This is a genomic window from Agrococcus citreus (assembly GCF_039527715.1).
Taxonomy (GTDB): domain Bacteria; phylum Actinomycetota; class Actinomycetes; order Actinomycetales; family Microbacteriaceae; genus Agrococcus; species Agrococcus citreus.
This window is the reverse complement of sequence record NZ_BAAAKK010000005.1, coordinates 340315-356800: the sequence shown is the minus strand read 5'-3', so window position 1 is coordinate 356800 and position 16486 is coordinate 340315. Positions and strand designations below refer to the sequence as shown.

The following is a 16486-nucleotide window of genomic DNA, read 5'->3' as shown; positions in this document are numbered from 1 at the left end:
GCGGCGGGCTCGCCGGCCAGTCCGACGACGACTGGGCGTGGCTCGAGGCGCGCGTCGTCGGCACGCTGCGCAACACGACGCGGGCGCTCGCCGACGCGATCGGGCGCTCCGATGCGGGCGTCATCGCGATCGTGTCGACGACGGGCGTCGAGCGCCCCACCGCGGGCAACGCGAACTACGTCGCGCTCAAGGCGGCGGCCGAGACGTGGCTCGCCGCGGTCGGCCACCACTTGCGCAGCACGCCCGCACGCACGGTCGTCAAGCGCGTGAAGTCGCTCGTCTCCGACGCCGATCGCGCGGCGCAGCCCGAGCGCGAGTTCGCCGGCGCGACCGACGTCACCGCCCTCGCCGCCGAGCTCGCGGGCGAGTTCGGCCCGAACCCCAGCTTCGACTGACCCGTCTCAGTCCTGGATGCGCGTGAGCAGGAAGACGGGGATGAGGCGCTCTGTCTTGCGCTGGTAGTCGGCGTAGTCGGGGAAGGCCTCGACCGCCCGGGCCCACCACGCGTCGCGCTCGGCACCCGGCTCGAGCTCGACCGCCGTGTAGTCGTGGCGCTCGGCGCCGTCCTGAAGCTCGACGTGCGGCTGCGCCTTGAGGTTGTAGTACCAGACCGGATGCTTCGGCGAGCCGCCAAGCGACGCGACCGCGAGGTACTGCCCGTCGTGCTCGACGCGCATGAGCGCGGTCTTCCGCAGCTTGCCCGACTTCGCGCCGATGCTCGTCAGCAGGATGATCGGCATCCCTCGCATCGTGTTCGCCTCGGCGCCGTTCGACGCCTCGAAGGCCTCGGCCTGCTTGCGCGCCCACTCTGAGGTGCTCGGTGCGTACTCGCCTGTCAGTGGCATCGCGTGATCCTTCTCGACGTCGTCAGTGGTCGCTCATCACGATATGCGCGCCGAGCGACCACCGGCGACGTCGAGCTCAGAGGCGGCCGACGCGGGTGACGCGCACGACCGCGGTGCCGGCATCCGCCGACGCCGCGAGGTCGATCGTGGCCCAGATGCGCCAGTCGTGGTCGCCGGCGGGGTCGGCGAGGATCTGCTGGGCCTCCCAGACGGCCGGGCCCTCGTCGATGACGAGCATGCGGGCGCTGCGGGCGTCGGCGCCCGTGCCGATCGCGCCGTGCTCGTCGTAGTACGCGTCGAGCGCCTCGCCCCACGCGGTCGCGTCGAAGCCCGAGGCCGCGTCGAGCTCGCCCAGCTCCTCGTGCTTGTCGAGGGCCGCGAGCTGCACGCGACGGAACAGCTCGTTGCGCACGAGCACTCGGAACGCGCGCGGGTTCGCGACCACCGAGGGCGGCGGCGGAGGCGCGATGGGCGCCTCGCCGGGCTCGGTCGGGTGCATGAGCTGCTCCCACTCGTCGAGCAGGCTCGAGTCGACCTGCCGCACGACCTCGCCGAGCCACTCGATCATGTCGAGCAGCTCGTCGCTCTTCGCCTCGGCGGGCACCGTCTGCCGGATCGCGCGGTACGCGTCCGACAGGTAGCGCAGCACGAGCCCCTCGCTGCGGGCGAGCGCGTAGTGCTGCACGTAGTCGGCGAACGTCATCGCCCGCTCCCACATGTCGCGCACGACCGACTTGGGCGAGAGCGCGAAGTCCGACACCCACGGCTGCGACGACGCGAACACCGCGAGCGCCTCGGTGAGCAGCTCCTCGAGCGGCTTCGGATGCGTGACGGCTTCGAGCAGCTCCATGCGCTGGTCGTACTCGATGCCGTCGGCCTTCATCGCCGCGACCGCCTCGCCACGGGCGAGGAACTGCTGTTGCGACAGGATCGGGCGCGGGTCGTCGAGCGTCGACTCGATGACCGAGATGACGTCGAGCGGATGCGTCGGCGACTCCGGGTCGAGCACGTCGATGACCGCGAGCGCGAACGGCGAGAGCGGCTGGTTGAGCGCGAAGTTGGGCTGCAGGTCGACGGTGAGGCGGATGCGCGGGGGTCCGTCGGGATCGTCGGGATCGGGATGCTGCTCCACGACGCCCGCGGTGCGCAGCGAGCGGTAGATCGCGAGCGCGCGCCGCTCGAGCGCGAGCTGCGACCGCCACGGCTCGTGCGAGGAGGCGATGAGGTCGCGCATCGCGCCGAAGGCGTCGCCGCCTCGGCCGATGACGTTGAGGAGCATCGAGTGGCTCACGTGCATGCTCGAGGCGAGCGGCTCCGGCTCGGCGGCGATGAGCTTCTCGAACGACGGCTGACCCCACGAGACGAAGCCCTCGGGCGCCTTCTTGCGCACGAGCTTACGGCGCTTCTTCGGGTCGTCGCCGGCCTTCGCGAGCATCTTCGCGTTGTCGGCCTCGTGCTCGGGCGCCTGTGCCACGACCGTGCCCGCGGTGTCGTAGCCCGCGCGGCCCGCGCGGCCCGCGATCTGGTGGAACTCGCGCGCCGAGAGCTGGCGCATCCGGGTGCCGTCGAACTTCGTCAGTCCCGTGAGCAGCACCGTGCGGATGGGCACGTTGATGCCGACGCCGAGCGTGTCGGTGCCGCAGATGACGCGCAGCAGCCCCTGCTGCGCGAGCTGCTCGACGAGCCGGCGGTACTTCGGCAGCATGCCCGCGTGGTGCACGCCGATGCCCGAGCGCACGAGCCGCGAGAGCGTCTGCCCGAAGCGGGTCGTGAAGCGGAACTCGCCGATCGCCTCGGCGATCTCGTCGCGCTGCTCGCGGGTGATGATCTTCACCGAGGTGAGCGCCTGCGCCCGCTCGAGCGCCGCGGCCTGCGAGAAGTGCACGATGTAGACGGGTGCGCGCTGGGTGGCGAGCAGCTCCTCGATCGTCTCGTGCACGGGCGTCATCGCGTACTCGTACGACAGCGGCACGGGCCGCTCGACGCCCGTGACGACCGCCGTGTCGCGGCCGGTGCGGCGGCTCAGGTCGTCGGCGATGCGCGTGACGTCGCCGAGCGTCGCCGACATGAGCACGAACTGCACGTGCGGCAGCGTCAGCAGCGGCACCTGCCACGCCCAGCCGCGCTGCGGGTCGCCGTAGAAGTGGAACTCGTCCATCACGACCTGGCCGACCTCGGTCGCCTCGCCGTTGCGGAGCGCGAGGTTCGCGAGGATCTCGGCGGTGCAGCAGATGATGGGCGCATCGCCGTTCACCGACGAGTCGCCGGTGACCATGCCGACGTTCTCGGCGCCGAAGATCTCGACGAGCGCGAAGAACTTCTCGCTCACCAGCGCCTTGATCGGCGCGGTGTAGAAGGAGCGCTGCCCCTGCGCGAGCGCCGCGAAGTGGGCGCCCGCGGCGACGAGCGACTTGCCCGTGCCGGTGGGCGTCGAGAGGATCAGGTTCGCGCCGCTCACGATCTCCATGAGCGCCTCCTCCTGCGCCGGGTAGAGCGTCAGCCCGCGCTCGGCCGACCAGGCGGCGAACGCGTCGAAGGCGGCGTCGGGATCCCAGGGGGACGGGGCGTGGTCGAGGAGGGGCATCGGATCGATCCTCCCGCACTTGCACCCGTTCGGTAGACTGGCCTGTGCTTCCCGCCCCCAATGACCCCTCCTCTGGCGTGCCCGCCGACGAGCCGTCGACGCCCGACGGGGCGCCCGCGAGCCTCGACCCGGCGGATGTCGCCACGACGCTCCGCGTGCTCGAGACGCTCCACCGCATGGATCGCGACGACCCGCACTACGTCGCGGTGCGCCAGGCGACGGCGAACATGTTCAAGGAGGTCAAGCTCGCGAGCCGCAAGGCGAAGCACGCGCGCATCCAGGCCGCCGACCGCGCGGTCGTCGCCGCGACCGCGACCGGTGCGCCCGACCGCATCGACGACGAGACGCGCGGCATCCCGCTCGAGACGCGCGTCGCATCCCCCACCGCCGGCACGCTCATCAAGTCGCGCGGCTGCTACATCTGCAAGCAGCAGTACACGCTCGTCGACGCGTTCTACCACCAGCTCTGCCCGGACTGCGCGGCGATGAGCCACGCGAAGCGCGACGCGCGCACCGACCTCACCGGCAAGCGCGCGCTGCTCACGGGCGGCCGGGCGAAGATCGGCATGCACATCGCGCTGCGGCTGCTGCGCGACGGCGCGCACACGACCATCACGACGCGGTTCCCGAGGGATGCGGTGCGTCGCTTCTCGTCGCTGCCCGACTCGAGCGAGTGGCTCGGCAGGCTCAAGGTGGTCGGCATCGACCTGCGCGACCCGGCCCAGGTGATGGGGCTCGCCGAGAACGTCGTGGCGGCCGGCCCGCTCGACATCCTCATCAACAACGCCGCGCAGACCGTGCGCCGCTCCCCCGGCGCCTACGCGCCGCTCGTCGAGGCCGAGCTCGCGCCGCTGCCGGACGGCCCGCTGCCCGAGCTCGTCACGTTCGGGCACACGAACGACGCGCATCCGCTCTCGCTCACCGCATCGATCGCGGCGCACCCGATCCTCGCGAGTACCGCCCGCACGGCCGATGAGCTCACCGCCGAGGCGATGGCGGCGGGATCGAGCTCGCTCGAGCGGCTCGCGGCCGGCACCGCGATCGACGCGGGCGGGCTGCTGCCCGACGAGGAGCACGTGAACTCCTGGACGCAGCACGTCGACCAGGTCGAGCCGATCGAGATGCTCGAGGTGCAGCTCGCCAACATGACTGCGCCGTTCCTGCTCGTGTCGCGGCTGCGCCCGGCGCTCGCCGCCTCGACCGCGCGCCGCACCTACATCGTGAACGTCTCGGCGATGGAGGGCGTCTTCGGCCGCGGCTACAAGGGTCCCGGCCACCCGCACACGAACATGGCGAAGGCCGCGCTCAACATGCTCACCCGCACGAGCGCGCGCGAGATGTTCGAGACCGACGGCATCCTCATGACCGCCGTCGACACCGGCTGGATCACCGACGAGCGACCCCACTACACGAAGGTGCGGCTCGCCGAGGAGGGCTTCCACGCCCCGCTCGACCTCGTCGACGGCGCCGCCCGCGTCTACGACCCGATCGTGCGCGGTGAGGCGGGCGACGACCTGTTCGGCGTCTTCCTCAAGGACTACGCGCCCGGGTCGTGGTGAGGCCGGCGTGACGCCCGCCGAGCTGCGCGCGCTGCCGCTCGGCACGCGCGTCGTCGTGCGCTACCGGCTCGACGACGGCGAGCACGCGGCGACGGATGCCCTGGGAGACCTGATCACGGTCGATCACGACCGGTGCACGGTCGCGACCCGTCGCGGCGACGTCGTGATCGCGATCGCCGACATCCTGATGGCGAAGACGGTGCCGCCGCCGCCCGCCCCGCGCCCACGCCGCCCCGCCAGGTGAACGTGCGGGTCCCGGGGCTACCATCGGCCGTGGGGTACACCCGCGACGAAGGAGCAGCTGCCATGACCGACACCACCGACTCAGGCGCCCGACGACGCGACGCGGACGGGCAGCGCTCCGCTGCCGAGCCGACCCGATCCGTCCCCGCGACGGGCACGGATTCGACCGACACCGCCTCCACTCGCAACGACGCTCCGGCGACCGCCGTCGAGCCCACCAGGGTCGCGCTCGACCCGACGCTCGACGGCCACCAGAAGCAGGGCATCACCGGCGGCACGTGGATCGCGCTCATCCTGGGCACGCTCATCCTCATCCTGCTGCTCATCTTCATCCTGCAGAACAACGTCGCCGCCGACTTCGCCTTCTTCGGGCTCGCGTTCAGCCTGCCGCTCGGCGTGGCGATGCTGTTCGCCGCGATCGCCGGCGTGCTCATCGCGGCGCTGCTCGGCTCGGTGCGCCTCTTCAAGCTGAGCCGCCGCGTGCGCAAGCTCGAGAAGGAGCGCGAGACCATCAAGCGCGCGATGCGCTGAGCGACTCGACAGCCGGCGCACAGAAGACTCCCCTGTCTCGCGGCCGGTCGACGGAGTAGCCTTCCCGACACCACGTCGGGGCTGCGGCGGGTCACTGGAAGCGACCGGCTCCGACATCGAGGGGGCCGTCATGATCCTCGTCTGCGGGGGCACCGGGCTGCTGGGCAGCCGGATCGTCGAGCACCTCCTGGACGCCGGTCGCGAGGTGCGAGCGCTCGTCCGGCCCGAGACGGATGCCGACACGCTGCGAGCCGCGGGCGTCGCCATCGCGCGCGGCGACCTGCGCGGGCCGACCGGTCTGCGCGCCGCGCTCACGGGAGTCGACACGGTCGTGACGAGTGCGAACGCGGTCACGCGCATCCTCGACGGCGACAAGGACCTCACGATCGCCGACGTCGACCTCGCCGGCAACCTCGACCTCATCCGTGCCGCGAGCGACGCCGGCGTGCGTCGCTTCGTGTTCGTCTCGGCGACCGGCCTGGGCCGGGGGCTCGAGCGGATGACGCCGCTCACCGAGGCGAAGTGGCACGCCGAGGAGGCGCTGCGGGCGACCGCCATGGAGGTCGTCATCGTGCGCAGCGACATGTTCATGGAGGTGTGGCTCGAGCCGCTCACGGGCATCGACGCCGAGAAGGGGAAGGCGGTCGTCTACGGGCGCGGGCAGACCCCGCACCGCTACGTCTCGGCGGACGACCTCGCAGCGCTGTGCGCGACCCTCGCCGTGCAGGCGTCCCCGCCGCGGCTGCTGGAGGTGGGCGGCCCCGAGGCGCTCACGCGCAACCAGGTGGTCGCGGCCTACGCCGCCGCGGCCGGCAAGCAGCTGCGCGTGCGCCACGTGCCCCGCGGGGTGCTCGACGTCGGCTCGCGCGCGCTCTGGAACGCGAAGCCGGCGCTCGCCTCGATGCTCGGCCTGGCACTGTTCAACGACACGCACCCGAGCATCACCGACGACGCGCCGCTGCGCGCGGCGGGCATCGAGCCGCGGACCGCCTCCGACTACATCCAGGCGGCAGTCTCGGTGCAGTGACCCCTTCGACGACGCCGGAGGTCACGCATCGGGCAGAGGCGCCTGTGCGACCACCCGCGACGTCGAGGATCCAGCGGCACGTCGGCGGCGCCGGGCGATGACGAGCTCGGCCACCGCGAGGTTGATGAGCCAGCCCGCCGTCATCGCGACGGCCCGCGACGTCTCGTCGCTCGAGCCGAACATCATCGAGCCGGGGATGAGCGCGAACGCCTGGGTGCCCGCCGCGACGCCGAGCGCGTAGGCACGCGTCATCCACGCGCCGTGCGCCGGGTAGCGGTGCTGCACCAGCGCCCGCACGGCGAGCGCGAGGGCGACGAGCATGTACGAGCCGAACGCCCAGCGGATCACGAGCAGCGCCGGCCCGTCGCCGGGCGGCAGCTCCGAGAACGTGGCCATCCACAGCGCCGAGAGCGCGACGACGAAGCCGGCCGGGATCAGCGCTCGGCCAGCGAGCCGGTGCCAGCTGCGCCGGCCGCGTCGCAGCTGCGGCACGAACTGGAAGGCGCCGACGACGCTGAACGTCACGCCCGCGATGATGTGCGCGATCACCGGCACCGGGAAGTCGGTGAAGCGCGCCGCCTCCGGCATGAGCGCGGGTCCGCCGCTCAGCTGCGTCAACCGGAGGGCACCCGAGATGATCGGGATCATCGTCAGCAGGACGAGTCCGACGGGGATGAGCCAGACGGCCCTCGATGTCCCCGCCCGCCCCTGCGTCGCCGCGAGCGCCACCGCCGTCACCTACGCCGACGCGGCGCCCGCGAGCGCGGGCTCCCGCGCCGCAGCGAGCTCCGCCTCGGTCGGGCGGGGCACGCCCGCCCACACGGCCTGGCCGAGCCACTCGGGCACGCGCGCCACCGCATCCGCGTCGCCGTCGATCCGCAGCTCCTCCGCCCGCAGCGCGTGCGCCCACGATCGGTCGCCGCGCCAGACGCGCACCATCACCGGCAGCCGGGTGGTCACCGTCGCGGTCACGTCGAAGCCCGGGTCGAAGTCGCACAGGTCGACGTCGCCGTCGCGGCACACGAGCCACCACCGCCCGGCGCTCGACGGCACATCCGTGAACCGCATCGCGACGACCGTGCGGCGGCGCGGCCACGCGTCGACATCGATCGTGCGGCGCATGTCCCACAGCAGCAGGTGCGGGTCGAGGTCCTCCTGGCCGAGCTCGCCGATCCAGCGCACGCCCCATGCCGCGAGCCCCTCGACGATCGGCCGCAGCTCCTCGCCCGACTGCGTCAGCCGATACGCGGTGCGGGCGCCGTCGACGCGCTTGCGCACGAGCCCCGCGTGCTCGAGCCGCTGCAGCCGCTTCGACAGCAGCGCGGGCGACATGTGCGGCACGCCGCGGCGCAGGTCGTTGAACCGGCTCGAGCCCGCGAGCAGCTCGCGGATCACCAGCAGCGTCCACCGCTCGTCGAGCAGCTCCATCGCCTTCGCGACGGGGCAGAACTGGCCATATCCACTCATCTTCGCCTCCACCGCCAGGTGTACGCCTGCGCGAGCGCGAGGGGAAGTACAGATCCAGTACCGCGAGCGGTGCACATCGGTGACTGGATGCGCGGCTCGAGCGGGAGCACGCTCGTCGCAGCGATCAGAGAGGATCACCATGAACACCATCGCTGCCGCGGTGACCACCGCGGCTCCCGAGATCAAGGCCAAGCACGCCGTCATGTGGGCGCTCGGCGACTACCCCGCCGTCGCGCACGAGGTCATCCCCGACCTCGGGCCGCGGCTCGTCGACGCGGTCGGCATCACCGGTGGCGAGCGCGTGCTCGACATCGCGGCGGGCGACGGCAACGCATCCATCCCCGCCGCCGAGCGCGGCGCGAGCGTCGTCGCGAGCGACCTCACGCCCGAGTTGCTCGAGGCCGGGCGGGCGCGCACCGCCGACTCCGGGCTCGACATCACGTGGCAGGCAGCGGATGCGGAGGCGCTGCCGTTCGCGGACGGCGAGTTCGACGTCGCCATCTCGTGCGTCGGCATCATGTTCGCGCCCTTCCACGGCGCGGCCGCGAGCGAGCTCGTGCGCGCGGTGCGGCCCGGCGGTCGGATCGGGCTGATCGCCTGGACGCCGGAGGGCTTCATCGGCGAGATGTTCAGGATCATGAAGCCGTTCGCGCCGGCACCGCCGCCCGGAGCCGAGCCCGCGGTGCTGTGGGGCAGCGAGGACCACGTGCGGTCGCTGCTGGCGGGGCGCGTCGACCTCGAGCTGCGGCGCGAGCTGCTCGACGTGCGGCGGTTCGCCGACGGAGCGGCATTCCGCGACTTCTTCAAGCGCACCTACGGGCCGACGATCGTCACCTACCGGGGCATCGCCGACCAGCCGGAGCGCGTCGCCGAGCTCGACCGGCTGCTCGCCGACCTGGGCGACCGCCACCGCGACGGCGACCTCGTGCAGCTCGAGTACCTGCTGACGACCGGCACCGTCCGCTGACCCCTTCTCAACGTCGCCGGTGGTAGGAGAGCGCGCATACGCGGCTGTGTGACCACCGGCGACGTTGAGGATGCAGGGGGCGGGGGCCCGGATAGGCTCGGAGGCCCGTCGCCACTGGAGGTTCGGTGCCCGTTTCACCCGTCGCCCATGCCGAAGATCTCGCCGACTTCGTCGACGCATCCCCCTCGAGCTACCACGCCGCCGCCGAGGTCGCCCGTCGCCTGGAGGGCGCCGGTTTCGAGTCGCTCGACGAGACGGATGCGTGGCCCGGCACCGCGGGCAAGTACATGGTGGTGCGCGACGGCGCCGTGATCGCGTGGGTCGTGCCCGCCTCGGCGAGCACCACGACGCCCGTGCGGGTCTTCGGCGCGCACAGCGACTCCCCCGGCTTCAAGCTCAAGCCGCAGCCGACCACCGGTCGGCTCGGCTGGCTGCAGGCGGGCGTCGAGGTCTACGGCGGGCCGCTCCTCAACTCGTGGCTCGACCGCGAGCTGCGGCTCGCGGGCCGGCTCGTGCTCCACGACGGGCGCGCCGTGCTGGCCGACTCGGGCCCGCTGCTGCGGCTGCCGCAGCTCGCGATCCACCTCGACCGCGAGGCGAACGACGGGCTCAAGCTCGACAAGCAGGCCCACACGCAACCGGTGTGGGGCCTGGGCGTTCCGGAGTCGGCCGACCTGCTCGCCGAGGTCGCGGCATCCGCCACGGTCGACGGTGCACCCGTCGACCCGGCGCGCATCCGCGGCTTCGACCTCGTCACCGCCGACGCTGCGCGCGGCGCGGTCTTCGGCAAGGACGACGCGTTCTTCGCCGCCGGCCGCCTCGACGACCTCGCGAGCGTGCACGCCGGCGCCGTCGCGCTCACCGCAGCCGCCGAGGGCTTCGACGGCGACCACATCCCCGTGCTCGCCGTCTTCGACCACGAGGAGATCGGCTCCGCCACCCGCTCGGGTGCCGCCGGCCCGTTCCTCGAGGACGTGCTCGAGCGCATCGGCCTCGCGCTCGGCGCCGACCGAGGCGAGCGGATGCGCGCCCTCGCGTCGTCGTGGTGCGTCTCGAGCGACGTCGGGCACTCGGTGCACCCGAACTACGCCGAGAAGCACGACCCGCAGGTGCGGCCGGTGCTCGGGTCAGGCCCCATCCTGAAGATCAACGCCAACCAGCGCTACGCGACCGACGGCGCCGGTGCCGCCGCGTGGAGCCGCTGGTGCGAGTCGGCCGGGGTGACGAGCCAGTCGTTCGTCTCGAACAACACGGTGCCGTGCGGCTCGACGATCGGCCCGATCACGGCGACCCGGCTGGGCATCCGCACGGTCGACGTCGGCATCCCCATCCTCTCGATGCACTCGGCGCGCGAGCTCGCCGGCGTGAGCGACCTGGCCGACCTCGCACGGGTCGCGGAGGCATTCTTCCGCGACTGAGCCCCCTCAGCCGTCGAGCCGGTCCGGCTCAAGCGAGCGACAGGAAGAGCTTCTCGAGCTCGTCGACGCGCTCGCCGCCATCCGGCTCGTCGGTCAAGCACTCCTTGAGCGCGCCCGCGACGACGAGGAAGCCAGCACGGTCGACGGCCTTCGAGACCGCCGAAAGCTGCTGCACGATGTCGCGGCAGTGCGCCTCGTCCTCGACCGCGGCGATGACCGCGGCGAGCTGCCCGTGCGCGCGGCGCAGTCGATTGACGATCTTGCGCTTCGCCTCGGGGTCGTGGGCGATGGACATGTCTGCGGTGCTGGTCATGGCGGTCCTCCTGGGTTGACATCCACGATACCCCTCGGGGTATAGTTTCGATACCCCCTGGGGTATCCACGATCACGAACTGCCTGGAGGGCAACATGTGCAGAGCGACGACCTGCCGCGTATGCGGCAAGACCACGTGGGCCGGCTGCGGCCAGCACGTGCAGGAGGTGCGGCGCACCGTGCCCGCATCGCAGTGGTGCAACGGCAAGCACTCCGAGCACGAGATCGAGCAGGCACGCAGCGCCCGCCCCGGATTCCTCGCCCGCCTGTTCGGGCGCTGACCCACGACCGAGAAGAGGACCCACCATGTGCGCACGCATCACCTGCGACCACTGCGGCAAGCCGACCTGGGCCGGCTGCGGCCAGCACGTCGAGGAGGCCCTCGAGGGCGTCCCCACCGCCGACCGCTGCCGCTGCTGATCCCGAGCTGAGAGGAACGAAGACCATGCTGCTGGAACGCATCTACGACGAGGACCTCGCGCAGGCGAGCTACGTCATCGGCTGCCAGGCGACCGGTGAGGCCATCGTGGTCGACCCTCGTCGCGACGTCGCCGTCTATCTCGACTTCGCCGAGAAGCACGGCCTGTGCATCGTGCACGTGACCGAGACCCACATCCACGCCGACTACCTCTCCGGGACGCGCGAGCTCGCCGACCGGACGGGCGCGCGCATGCACGTCTCCGACGAGGGCGGGCCCGACTGGACCTATGGCGCGGGCTTCGCCGGCGCGGAGCGGCTGCGTCACGGCGATTCGATCGTCGTCGGCAACGTGCGGCTGCAGGTCGTCCACACGCCCGGCCACACCCCGGAGCACCTCTCGTTCCTCGTCACCGACGGCGCGCAGGCGATCGATCCCGGCTTCATGCTCACCGGCGACTTCGTATTCGTCGGCGACCTCGGTCGCCCCGACCTGCTCGACGAGGCGGCCGGCGGCGTCGACACCCGCTTCGCGGGCGCGAAGCAGCTCTTCGCGAGCCTGCGCGACAGCTTCCTCACGCTGCCCGACTACGTGCAGGTGCTGCCCGCCCACGGTGCCGGCTCCGCGTGCGGCAAGGCCCTCGGCGCCATCGCGACGACGACTGTCGGCTACGAGCGAGCCTTCGCGTGGTGGGCGCCATACCTCGCCGCCGCCGACGAGCAGGCCTTCGTCGACGCGCTGCTCGACGGCCAGCCCGATGCGCACGCCTACTTCGCGCGCATGAAGTCGCAGAACCGCAGCGGGCCGGCACTGCTCGGCGAGCTCGCACCGCTCCCGGAGCGCTCGACGGAGTCGGTGCGCGAGCTGCTCGAGACCGACGCGGCGATCCTCGTCGACACCCGCGATCAGCACGCCGTGCACGAGGGCACCGTCGCTGGCGCGCTCAACGTCCCGGGGGTCGACAAGGCCGCGACCTACGGCGCGTGGGTGGTCGACCCCGAGGTCGAGTCGCGACCGCTCGTGCTGCTCGCCGACGACGAGGACGAGGCTGGGCGGATGCGCGACCACCTCGTGCGGGTCGGCATCGATGCCGTCGACGGCTACACGCGCTCGCTCGACGGGCTGCCGCTCGTGCAGCCACGACTGATGCAGCCGGAGGAGCTCGACGGCCTCACGGACCTGGAGCTCGTCGACGTGCGCAGTCGCGCCGAGCACGCAGCCGGCCACATCCCCGGCTCTCGCCACCTCAGCGGCGGCCGCGCGCTGTGGCACCTCGACGAGCTGCCGAGCTCCGGCACGGTGGTGACCTACTGCCAGAGCGGCGTGCGCAACAGCGTCGTCGCGAGCGCGCTGCGCCGGGCGGGCGTCGACGTCATCGAGCTCGACGGCTCCTACGCCGGCTGGGCGCGCGCGACCGATCGCGAGCCAGCGACCACCGCGTGACCACGCTCGCGGTGGCGGCGACGCGCTGCGCGGGACGCCGCGGTCGCGACCGGCCTCGACATCGAGCCCTGACCCATCCCACCCGACGACCGCAGAGGATCCGACATGCCCACTCGTGAGATCACCATCGACACGCTCGAGCCGACCATCGCCGACCACGGCATCGTGCTGCTCGACTTCTGGGCGGCATGGTGCGGCCCGTGCCGCATGTTCGCCCCCACCTTCGAGCGTGCGGCCGAGCAGCACCCCGACATCGTCTTCGGCAAGGTCGACACCGAGGACCAGCAGCAGCTCGCGGCTGACTTCCGCATCACCTCGATCCCGACGCTCATGGCGTTCCGAGATGGCATCCGCGTCTTCTCGCAGCCCGGCGCGCTCACGCCCGAGCAGCTCGAGCAGCTCATCGCGGGCGTCCGCGGGCTCGACATGGACGACGTGCGCCGGCAGCTCGCCGCGCACGAAGCAGGCTCGGCGTCGTGAGCCGACGTCGACCGGCGATCCGCTGCGCGCCGGGGACCGCCGAGCGCGTGACCCAAGCGGCGGTCGGCGTGCTGCTCGCCGCGTTCGCGCTCGACAGCAGCTCCCAGCCGGTGCTCGCGATCGCGGCAGCCCTCGGCGCGGCGCTGCTCATCGTGGGCGCGATCCGCGGCTGGTGCCCCGGCGGCCTGCTCGCGCAGCGCGCCGCCGCCGTCGCCGACCGTGAGACCGCTGAGGGGCCGCTCGGGCGCTGAACCGATCCGAGGCAGGCTCAGCCGACCACCGGCGCGGCCTCCTGCCGCCGCACGATCTCGTTGATCCACGCGGGCGCGAACGGCGACGTGCAGTTCGGGGGCGTCGGGTAGTCCTTCAGCACCTCGAGCCGCTCGCCGATCGCGAGCGCGCGGCCCCGATGCTGCGGATGCGCGATGCCGATCTGCGCGAGCGTCGTGTTCATCTCCCACTGCAACCGGTCCGGGGCATCCCGCATCTCGGCCTCGATCGTGTCGAGCAGCGCCACCAGGTCGAGCCCCTCTGGGCGCTTCACGACCCGGTCGCTCGTCAGCGCCCATCCCGCGCTCGCGACCACCGCATCCGCGTCGCCGAGCCACGCCACGCGCAGCTCCTCCGCCGACGGATGCTTCTTCACGACGTAGTTGACGAGCCAGTCGTGCACCTTGGGCGCACGGGCCTCGCGCAGCATGCTGTCGAGCTCGTCGCGCGAGAACGACTTGGGGCGGCAGACGAGCAGGGCGAGCAGCCGCGCGGCCGTGTCGTCGGTCGCCCACAGCTCGAGCGCGAGCTCGTGCTGCGTCTTCAGGCGCTTCGCGATCGCGCGCAGCTTCGACAGGTTGACGCCGTGGTCGTCGCCGTGCCGCTCGTTGACCTCGCGCATGCGCGGGTCGTCGAGCGCAGCCAGCTCGGCCAGCAGGTCAGGCACCGTCTCGGTCATGCATCGATGGTGGCAGACGGATGCGACGTGCGGCATCGCGGGCACGGTCGGTATCGTCGGGCCAACACCGAGGAGCTGCCGATGGCCTGGAGCACACGCGAGCTCGCCGACCTCGCGGGCACGACCGTGAACACCGTGCGGCACTACCACCGGCTCGGCCTGCTCGCGCAGCCGGACCGCACCGCCAACGGCTACAAGCACTACGGCATCGCGCATCTCGTGCGGCTGCTGCGCATCCGACGGCTCGCCACGCTCGGCGTGCCGCTCGGCGACATCGCCTTGGTCGCGCAGGGCGGTGACGAGACACCGGCCGCGCTGCAGGCGGTCGACGCCCAGCTCACCGAGCGCATCGCCGAGCTGCAGCGAGCACGCGCCGACATCGCCGCGATCCTGCGCGAGGGCGCGCCCGCCGACAGCCCGCGCGGCTTCGAATCGGTCGCCTCGCGGCTCTCGGAGGCCGACCGCTCGATCCTGCACATCTACACGCGGCTCTACGACCAGGAGGCGCTCGACGACTTGCGGCGCATGGTGGAGGCCGAGCCGAGCCGCTCCGACGACGAGTTCGACGCGCTGCCCGCCGACGCCGACGAGGCGACGCGCGAGCGACTGGCGACCGAGCTCGCGCCGAGCCTCGTGCAGCACCTCGACGACTACCCGTGGCTGACGGATCCGACCATGCACGCGGCGCGCGACGACACCGTCACGCAGCAGACCTTCGTCGAGGCCGTCGTCGAGCTCTACAACGCGGCGCAGATCGACGTGCTCTCGCGCGCCACACGCATCGCCCACGAGCGCCGCGGCAGCGAGGCAGCAGCGGGTGAGCCTGCGCTCGACGAGGGGCGCGACCAGTTCGCTGAGGGCGAGCGCGCAGAGCCTTGACCGTGTGGTGAGAACACAGTGCCTACTGGGCTCAGCGTCGATACGGATCGACGCGATCCGACCCAAGGAGCATCACTGTGCACGCCATCGAGGAGCTCATCCTCGCCTTCCAATCGCTCGTGGCCCAGGTGCCCGAGCTCGTCCAGCCCTTCGTCGTCATCCTCGCCGGCATGGTCCCGTTCATCGAGGGCGACGCCGGCGGCCCCATCGGCGTGATCGGCGGCCTCCACCCGATCGTCGCCGGCATCGCCGCGGCGACCGGCAACTTCCTCGCGGTGCTCGCCGTGGTGACGCTCAGCTCGCGCACGCGCGAGGTCGTCGTCAGCCGGCACCACGCCGCAGCGGCGAACGGTTCGGTCGCGACCCTCGAGGCCGATCCCGAGCCGAAGCCGGAGTCCAAGGGCAAGCAGCGCGTGAAGCGCTGGCTCGTGCGCTTCGGCGTGCCGGGAGCGAGCCTGCTCGCCCCGCTCGCCATCCCGACCCACATCACCGCCGCGACGCTCGTCGCGGCCGGCACGCCGCGGGCCTGGGTGCTCGTGTGGCAGGCGGTCGCGATCGCGGTCTGGACCACGATCATGACGGTGCTGGCCTGGCTCGCGGTCACCGCGCTGGTGGGCTGAGCCATGCTCCAGCCTCCAGCAGCGCGACAGCGCGACATCGACCCGATGCTCGCCGAGCCGACGATCGCCGAGGACCTCCTGCTGCTGCTCTTCCAGCCGGATGTCGGCGTGCGCCCCGGCAGGGGCGCGATCGCGGGCGAGGGCACCCTCTACGCCGTGCTCGCGGGCGCCGTGCTCGCCGAGCTCGCGCTCGGCGAGCACGTGCGAGCCACGCGCAGCGGCAGCGGGGTCGAGGTCGTCGACGATCGACCGCCGACGGATGCGCTCCTGCGCGCCGCGTGGAACTACGTCGGGCAGCGCCCCCGTGCCGTGCAGACGGCGCTCGCCGCGATCGGGCCGACGCTCCGCGCACCTGTGCTCGCGCGCGTCGTCGACCGCGGCGACATCGTCGCCACGCAGCACCGCTACCTCGGGCTGTTCGAGTCGACCGTGCTCGAGGGCGCCGACTCCGATCGGCGCGCACGTCTCATGACCGCGGCACGTGCGGTCCTCGTCGACGGTGCAGCGCCCTCGCCGCGGACCGCAGCGCTCGTCGCGCTCCTCTGGGCGAGCGGCACGCTCCCGCAGTTCGACCCGGACATCCCGTGGAGCAGCGCCGTCATCGCTCGAGCCCGCGAGCTCGAGCAGGGCGACTGGGGCGCGGGCGCCGCGGGAGAGGCCGTGCAGCGCACGGTGCTCGCGATCTTCTCGGCGACCGTGGCCTCGGCGCTGTCGGCGCCCTCGCAGCCGTGACGCCGTGACAT

Annotated in this window: 19 protein-coding genes and 1 pseudogene; 14 read left to right on the top strand and 6 right to left on the bottom strand. The window is 72.4% G+C overall.

From position 1 onward, the window contains the following. A pseudogene (locus ABD106_RS10515) lies at positions 1–395 on the top strand (oxidoreductase); the annotation flags it as partial. Positions 396–401: 6 nt separating this feature from the next. On the opposite strand, the gene ABD106_RS10510 reads toward ABD106_RS10515, so the two are convergent. Further along, positions 402–845, bottom strand: a complete 444-nt coding sequence (locus ABD106_RS10510; protein ID WP_343920124.1) for a nitroreductase family deazaflavin-dependent oxidoreductase — start codon at positions 843–845, stop codon at positions 402–404. Between the two features lie 76 nt (positions 846–921). Then, a complete protein-coding gene (locus ABD106_RS10505; protein WP_343920122.1) occupies positions 922–3429 on the bottom strand; it encodes a DEAD/DEAH box helicase in 2508 nt (835 codons plus the stop codon). A 77-nt stretch (positions 3430–3506) separates the two neighbouring features. Here ABD106_RS10505 and ABD106_RS10500 point away from each other — a divergent pair, with 77 nt between their 5' ends. From ABD106_RS10500 to ABD106_RS10485, 4 genes are all read left to right on the top strand, one after another. After that, positions 3507–4988 carry an SDR family NAD(P)-dependent oxidoreductase gene (locus ABD106_RS10500; protein WP_343921046.1) on the top strand — a complete coding sequence of 494 codons (1482 nt, stop codon included), beginning with the start codon at positions 3507–3509 and terminating at the stop codon, positions 4986–4988. 7 nt (positions 4989–4995) lie between these two features. Continuing rightward, positions 4996–5232, top strand: coding sequence for a putative acetyltransferase (locus ABD106_RS10495; RefSeq protein WP_343920120.1), 237 nt, complete (start codon positions 4996–4998; stop codon positions 5230–5232). A 62-nt stretch (positions 5233–5294) separates the two neighbouring features. Further along, a complete protein-coding gene (locus ABD106_RS10490; protein ID WP_343920118.1) occupies positions 5295–5762 on the top strand; it encodes a LapA family protein in 468 nt (155 codons plus the stop codon). 130 nt (positions 5763–5892) lie between these two features. Continuing rightward, positions 5893–6789, top strand: coding sequence for an SDR family oxidoreductase (locus ABD106_RS10485; protein ID WP_343920116.1), 897 nt, complete (start codon positions 5893–5895; stop codon positions 6787–6789). Positions 6790–6810: 21 nt separating this feature from the next. Here the strand turns inward: ABD106_RS10485 and ABD106_RS10480 are convergent, their stop codons facing one another. Both ABD106_RS10480 and ABD106_RS10475 read right to left on the bottom strand, forming a co-directional pair. Beyond that, entirely contained in the window at positions 6811–7518 is a 708-nt protein-coding gene (locus tag ABD106_RS10480) for a DUF2306 domain-containing protein (protein WP_343920114.1), read from the bottom strand. 9 nt (positions 7519–7527) lie between these two features. After that, positions 7528–8256 carry a winged helix-turn-helix transcriptional regulator gene (locus tag ABD106_RS10475; RefSeq protein ID WP_343920112.1) on the bottom strand — a complete coding sequence of 243 codons (729 nt, stop codon included), beginning with the start codon at positions 8254–8256 and terminating at the stop codon, positions 7528–7530. A 139-nt stretch (positions 8257–8395) separates the two neighbouring features. Between ABD106_RS10475 and ABD106_RS10470 the strand changes: the two genes are divergently transcribed. Together ABD106_RS10470 and ABD106_RS10465 are read left to right on the top strand one after the other, a co-directional pair. Beyond that, positions 8396–9223 (top strand): class I SAM-dependent methyltransferase, encoded by an 828-nt coding sequence (locus tag ABD106_RS10470; RefSeq protein ID WP_343920110.1) that lies wholly within the window; start codon positions 8396–8398, stop codon positions 9221–9223. A gap of 125 nt (positions 9224–9348) precedes the next feature. Beyond that, entirely contained in the window at positions 9349–10641 is a 1293-nt protein-coding gene (locus ABD106_RS10465; RefSeq protein ID WP_343920108.1) for a M18 family aminopeptidase, read from the top strand. Positions 10642–10669: 28 nt separating this feature from the next. Here the strand turns inward: ABD106_RS10465 and ABD106_RS10460 are convergent, their stop codons facing one another. After that, positions 10670–10954 (bottom strand): metal-sensitive transcriptional regulator, encoded by a 285-nt coding sequence (locus ABD106_RS10460; protein WP_343920106.1) that lies wholly within the window; start codon positions 10952–10954, stop codon positions 10670–10672. Between the two features lie 95 nt (positions 10955–11049). On the opposite strand from ABD106_RS10460, the gene ABD106_RS10455 reads away from it, so the two are divergent. The 4 genes from ABD106_RS10455 (at position 11050) to ABD106_RS10440 (ending at position 13546) form a co-directional block, all read left to right on the top strand. After that, positions 11050–11235, top strand: coding sequence for a hypothetical protein (locus ABD106_RS10455; protein ID WP_343920104.1), 186 nt, complete (start codon positions 11050–11052; stop codon positions 11233–11235). 164 nt (positions 11236–11399) lie between these two features. After that, positions 11400–12815, top strand: coding sequence for an MBL fold metallo-hydrolase (locus tag ABD106_RS10450; protein WP_343920102.1), 1416 nt, complete (start codon positions 11400–11402; stop codon positions 12813–12815). A gap of 105 nt (positions 12816–12920) precedes the next feature. Next, positions 12921–13295: a thioredoxin gene (gene trxA, locus ABD106_RS10445; RefSeq protein WP_343920100.1), complete on the top strand. Its 375-nt coding sequence runs from the start codon at positions 12921–12923 to the stop codon at positions 13293–13295. Beyond that, the gene (locus tag ABD106_RS10440; protein ID WP_343920098.1) at positions 13292–13546 is read left to right on the top strand and encodes a YgaP-like transmembrane domain; all 255 of its coding nucleotides are present in this window, start codon (positions 13292–13294) and stop codon (positions 13544–13546) included. The genes trxA and ABD106_RS10440 overlap by 4 nt, the downstream gene beginning before the upstream one ends. Before the next feature lie 17 nt (positions 13547–13563). On the opposite strand, the gene ABD106_RS10435 is transcribed toward ABD106_RS10440, so the two are convergent. Further along, the gene (locus tag ABD106_RS10435) at positions 13564–14244 is read right to left on the bottom strand and encodes a DNA alkylation repair protein (RefSeq protein ID WP_343920096.1); all 681 of its coding nucleotides are present in this window, start codon (positions 14242–14244) and stop codon (positions 13564–13566) included. Between the two features lie 81 nt (positions 14245–14325). Here ABD106_RS10435 and ABD106_RS10430 point away from each other — a divergent pair, with 81 nt between their 5' ends. The 3 genes from ABD106_RS10430 to ABD106_RS10420 all read left to right on the top strand — a co-directional run bounded on the left by ABD106_RS10430 (position 14326) and on the right by ABD106_RS10420 (position 16475). Continuing rightward, positions 14326–15123, top strand: coding sequence for a MerR family transcriptional regulator (locus ABD106_RS10430; protein ID WP_343920094.1), 798 nt, complete (start codon positions 14326–14328; stop codon positions 15121–15123). A gap of 77 nt (positions 15124–15200) precedes the next feature. Beyond that, entirely contained in the window at positions 15201–15743 is a 543-nt protein-coding gene (locus ABD106_RS10425) for a small multidrug efflux protein (protein ID WP_343920092.1), read from the top strand. Between the two features lie 3 nt (positions 15744–15746). Beyond that, entirely contained in the window at positions 15747–16475 is a 729-nt protein-coding gene (locus ABD106_RS10420) for a GOLPH3/VPS74 family protein (RefSeq protein WP_343920090.1), read from the top strand. Positions 16476–16486: the final 11 nt, after the last annotated feature.

Excerpts from the sequence above, each read along its gene's own strand:
- ABD106_RS10510 (WP_343920124.1), bottom strand. The coding sequence starts at position 845 with ATGCCACTGACAGGCGAGTACGCACCGAGCACCTCAGAGTGGGCGCGC.
- ABD106_RS10505 (WP_343920122.1), bottom strand. The coding sequence starts at position 3,429 with ATGCCCCTCCTCGACCACGCCCCGTCCCCCTGGGATCCCGACGCCGCC.
- ABD106_RS10490 (WP_343920118.1), top strand. The coding sequence starts at position 5,295 with ATGACCGACACCACCGACTCAGGCGCCCGACGACGCGACGCGGACGGG.
- ABD106_RS10485 (WP_343920116.1), top strand. The coding sequence starts at position 5,893 with ATGATCCTCGTCTGCGGGGGCACCGGGCTGCTGGGCAGCCGGATCGTC.
- ABD106_RS10475 (WP_343920112.1), bottom strand. The coding sequence starts at position 8,256 with ATGAGTGGATATGGCCAGTTCTGCCCCGTCGCGAAGGCGATGGAGCTG.
- ABD106_RS10470 (WP_343920110.1), top strand. The coding sequence starts at position 8,396 with ATGAACACCATCGCTGCCGCGGTGACCACCGCGGCTCCCGAGATCAAG.
- ABD106_RS10460 (WP_343920106.1), bottom strand. The coding sequence starts at position 10,954 with ATGACCAGCACCGCAGACATGTCCATCGCCCACGACCCCGAGGCGAAG.
- ABD106_RS10455 (WP_343920104.1), top strand. The coding sequence starts at position 11,050 with ATGTGCAGAGCGACGACCTGCCGCGTATGCGGCAAGACCACGTGGGCC.
- ABD106_RS10450 (WP_343920102.1), top strand. The coding sequence starts at position 11,400 with ATGCTGCTGGAACGCATCTACGACGAGGACCTCGCGCAGGCGAGCTAC.
- trxA (WP_343920100.1), top strand. The coding sequence starts at position 12,921 with ATGCCCACTCGTGAGATCACCATCGACACGCTCGAGCCGACCATCGCC.
- ABD106_RS10435 (WP_343920096.1), bottom strand. The coding sequence starts at position 14,244 with ATGACCGAGACGGTGCCTGACCTGCTGGCCGAGCTGGCTGCGCTCGAC.
- ABD106_RS10430 (WP_343920094.1), top strand. The coding sequence starts at position 14,326 with ATGGCCTGGAGCACACGCGAGCTCGCCGACCTCGCGGGCACGACCGTG.
- ABD106_RS10420 (WP_343920090.1), top strand. The coding sequence starts at position 15,747 with ATGCTCCAGCCTCCAGCAGCGCGACAGCGCGACATCGACCCGATGCTC.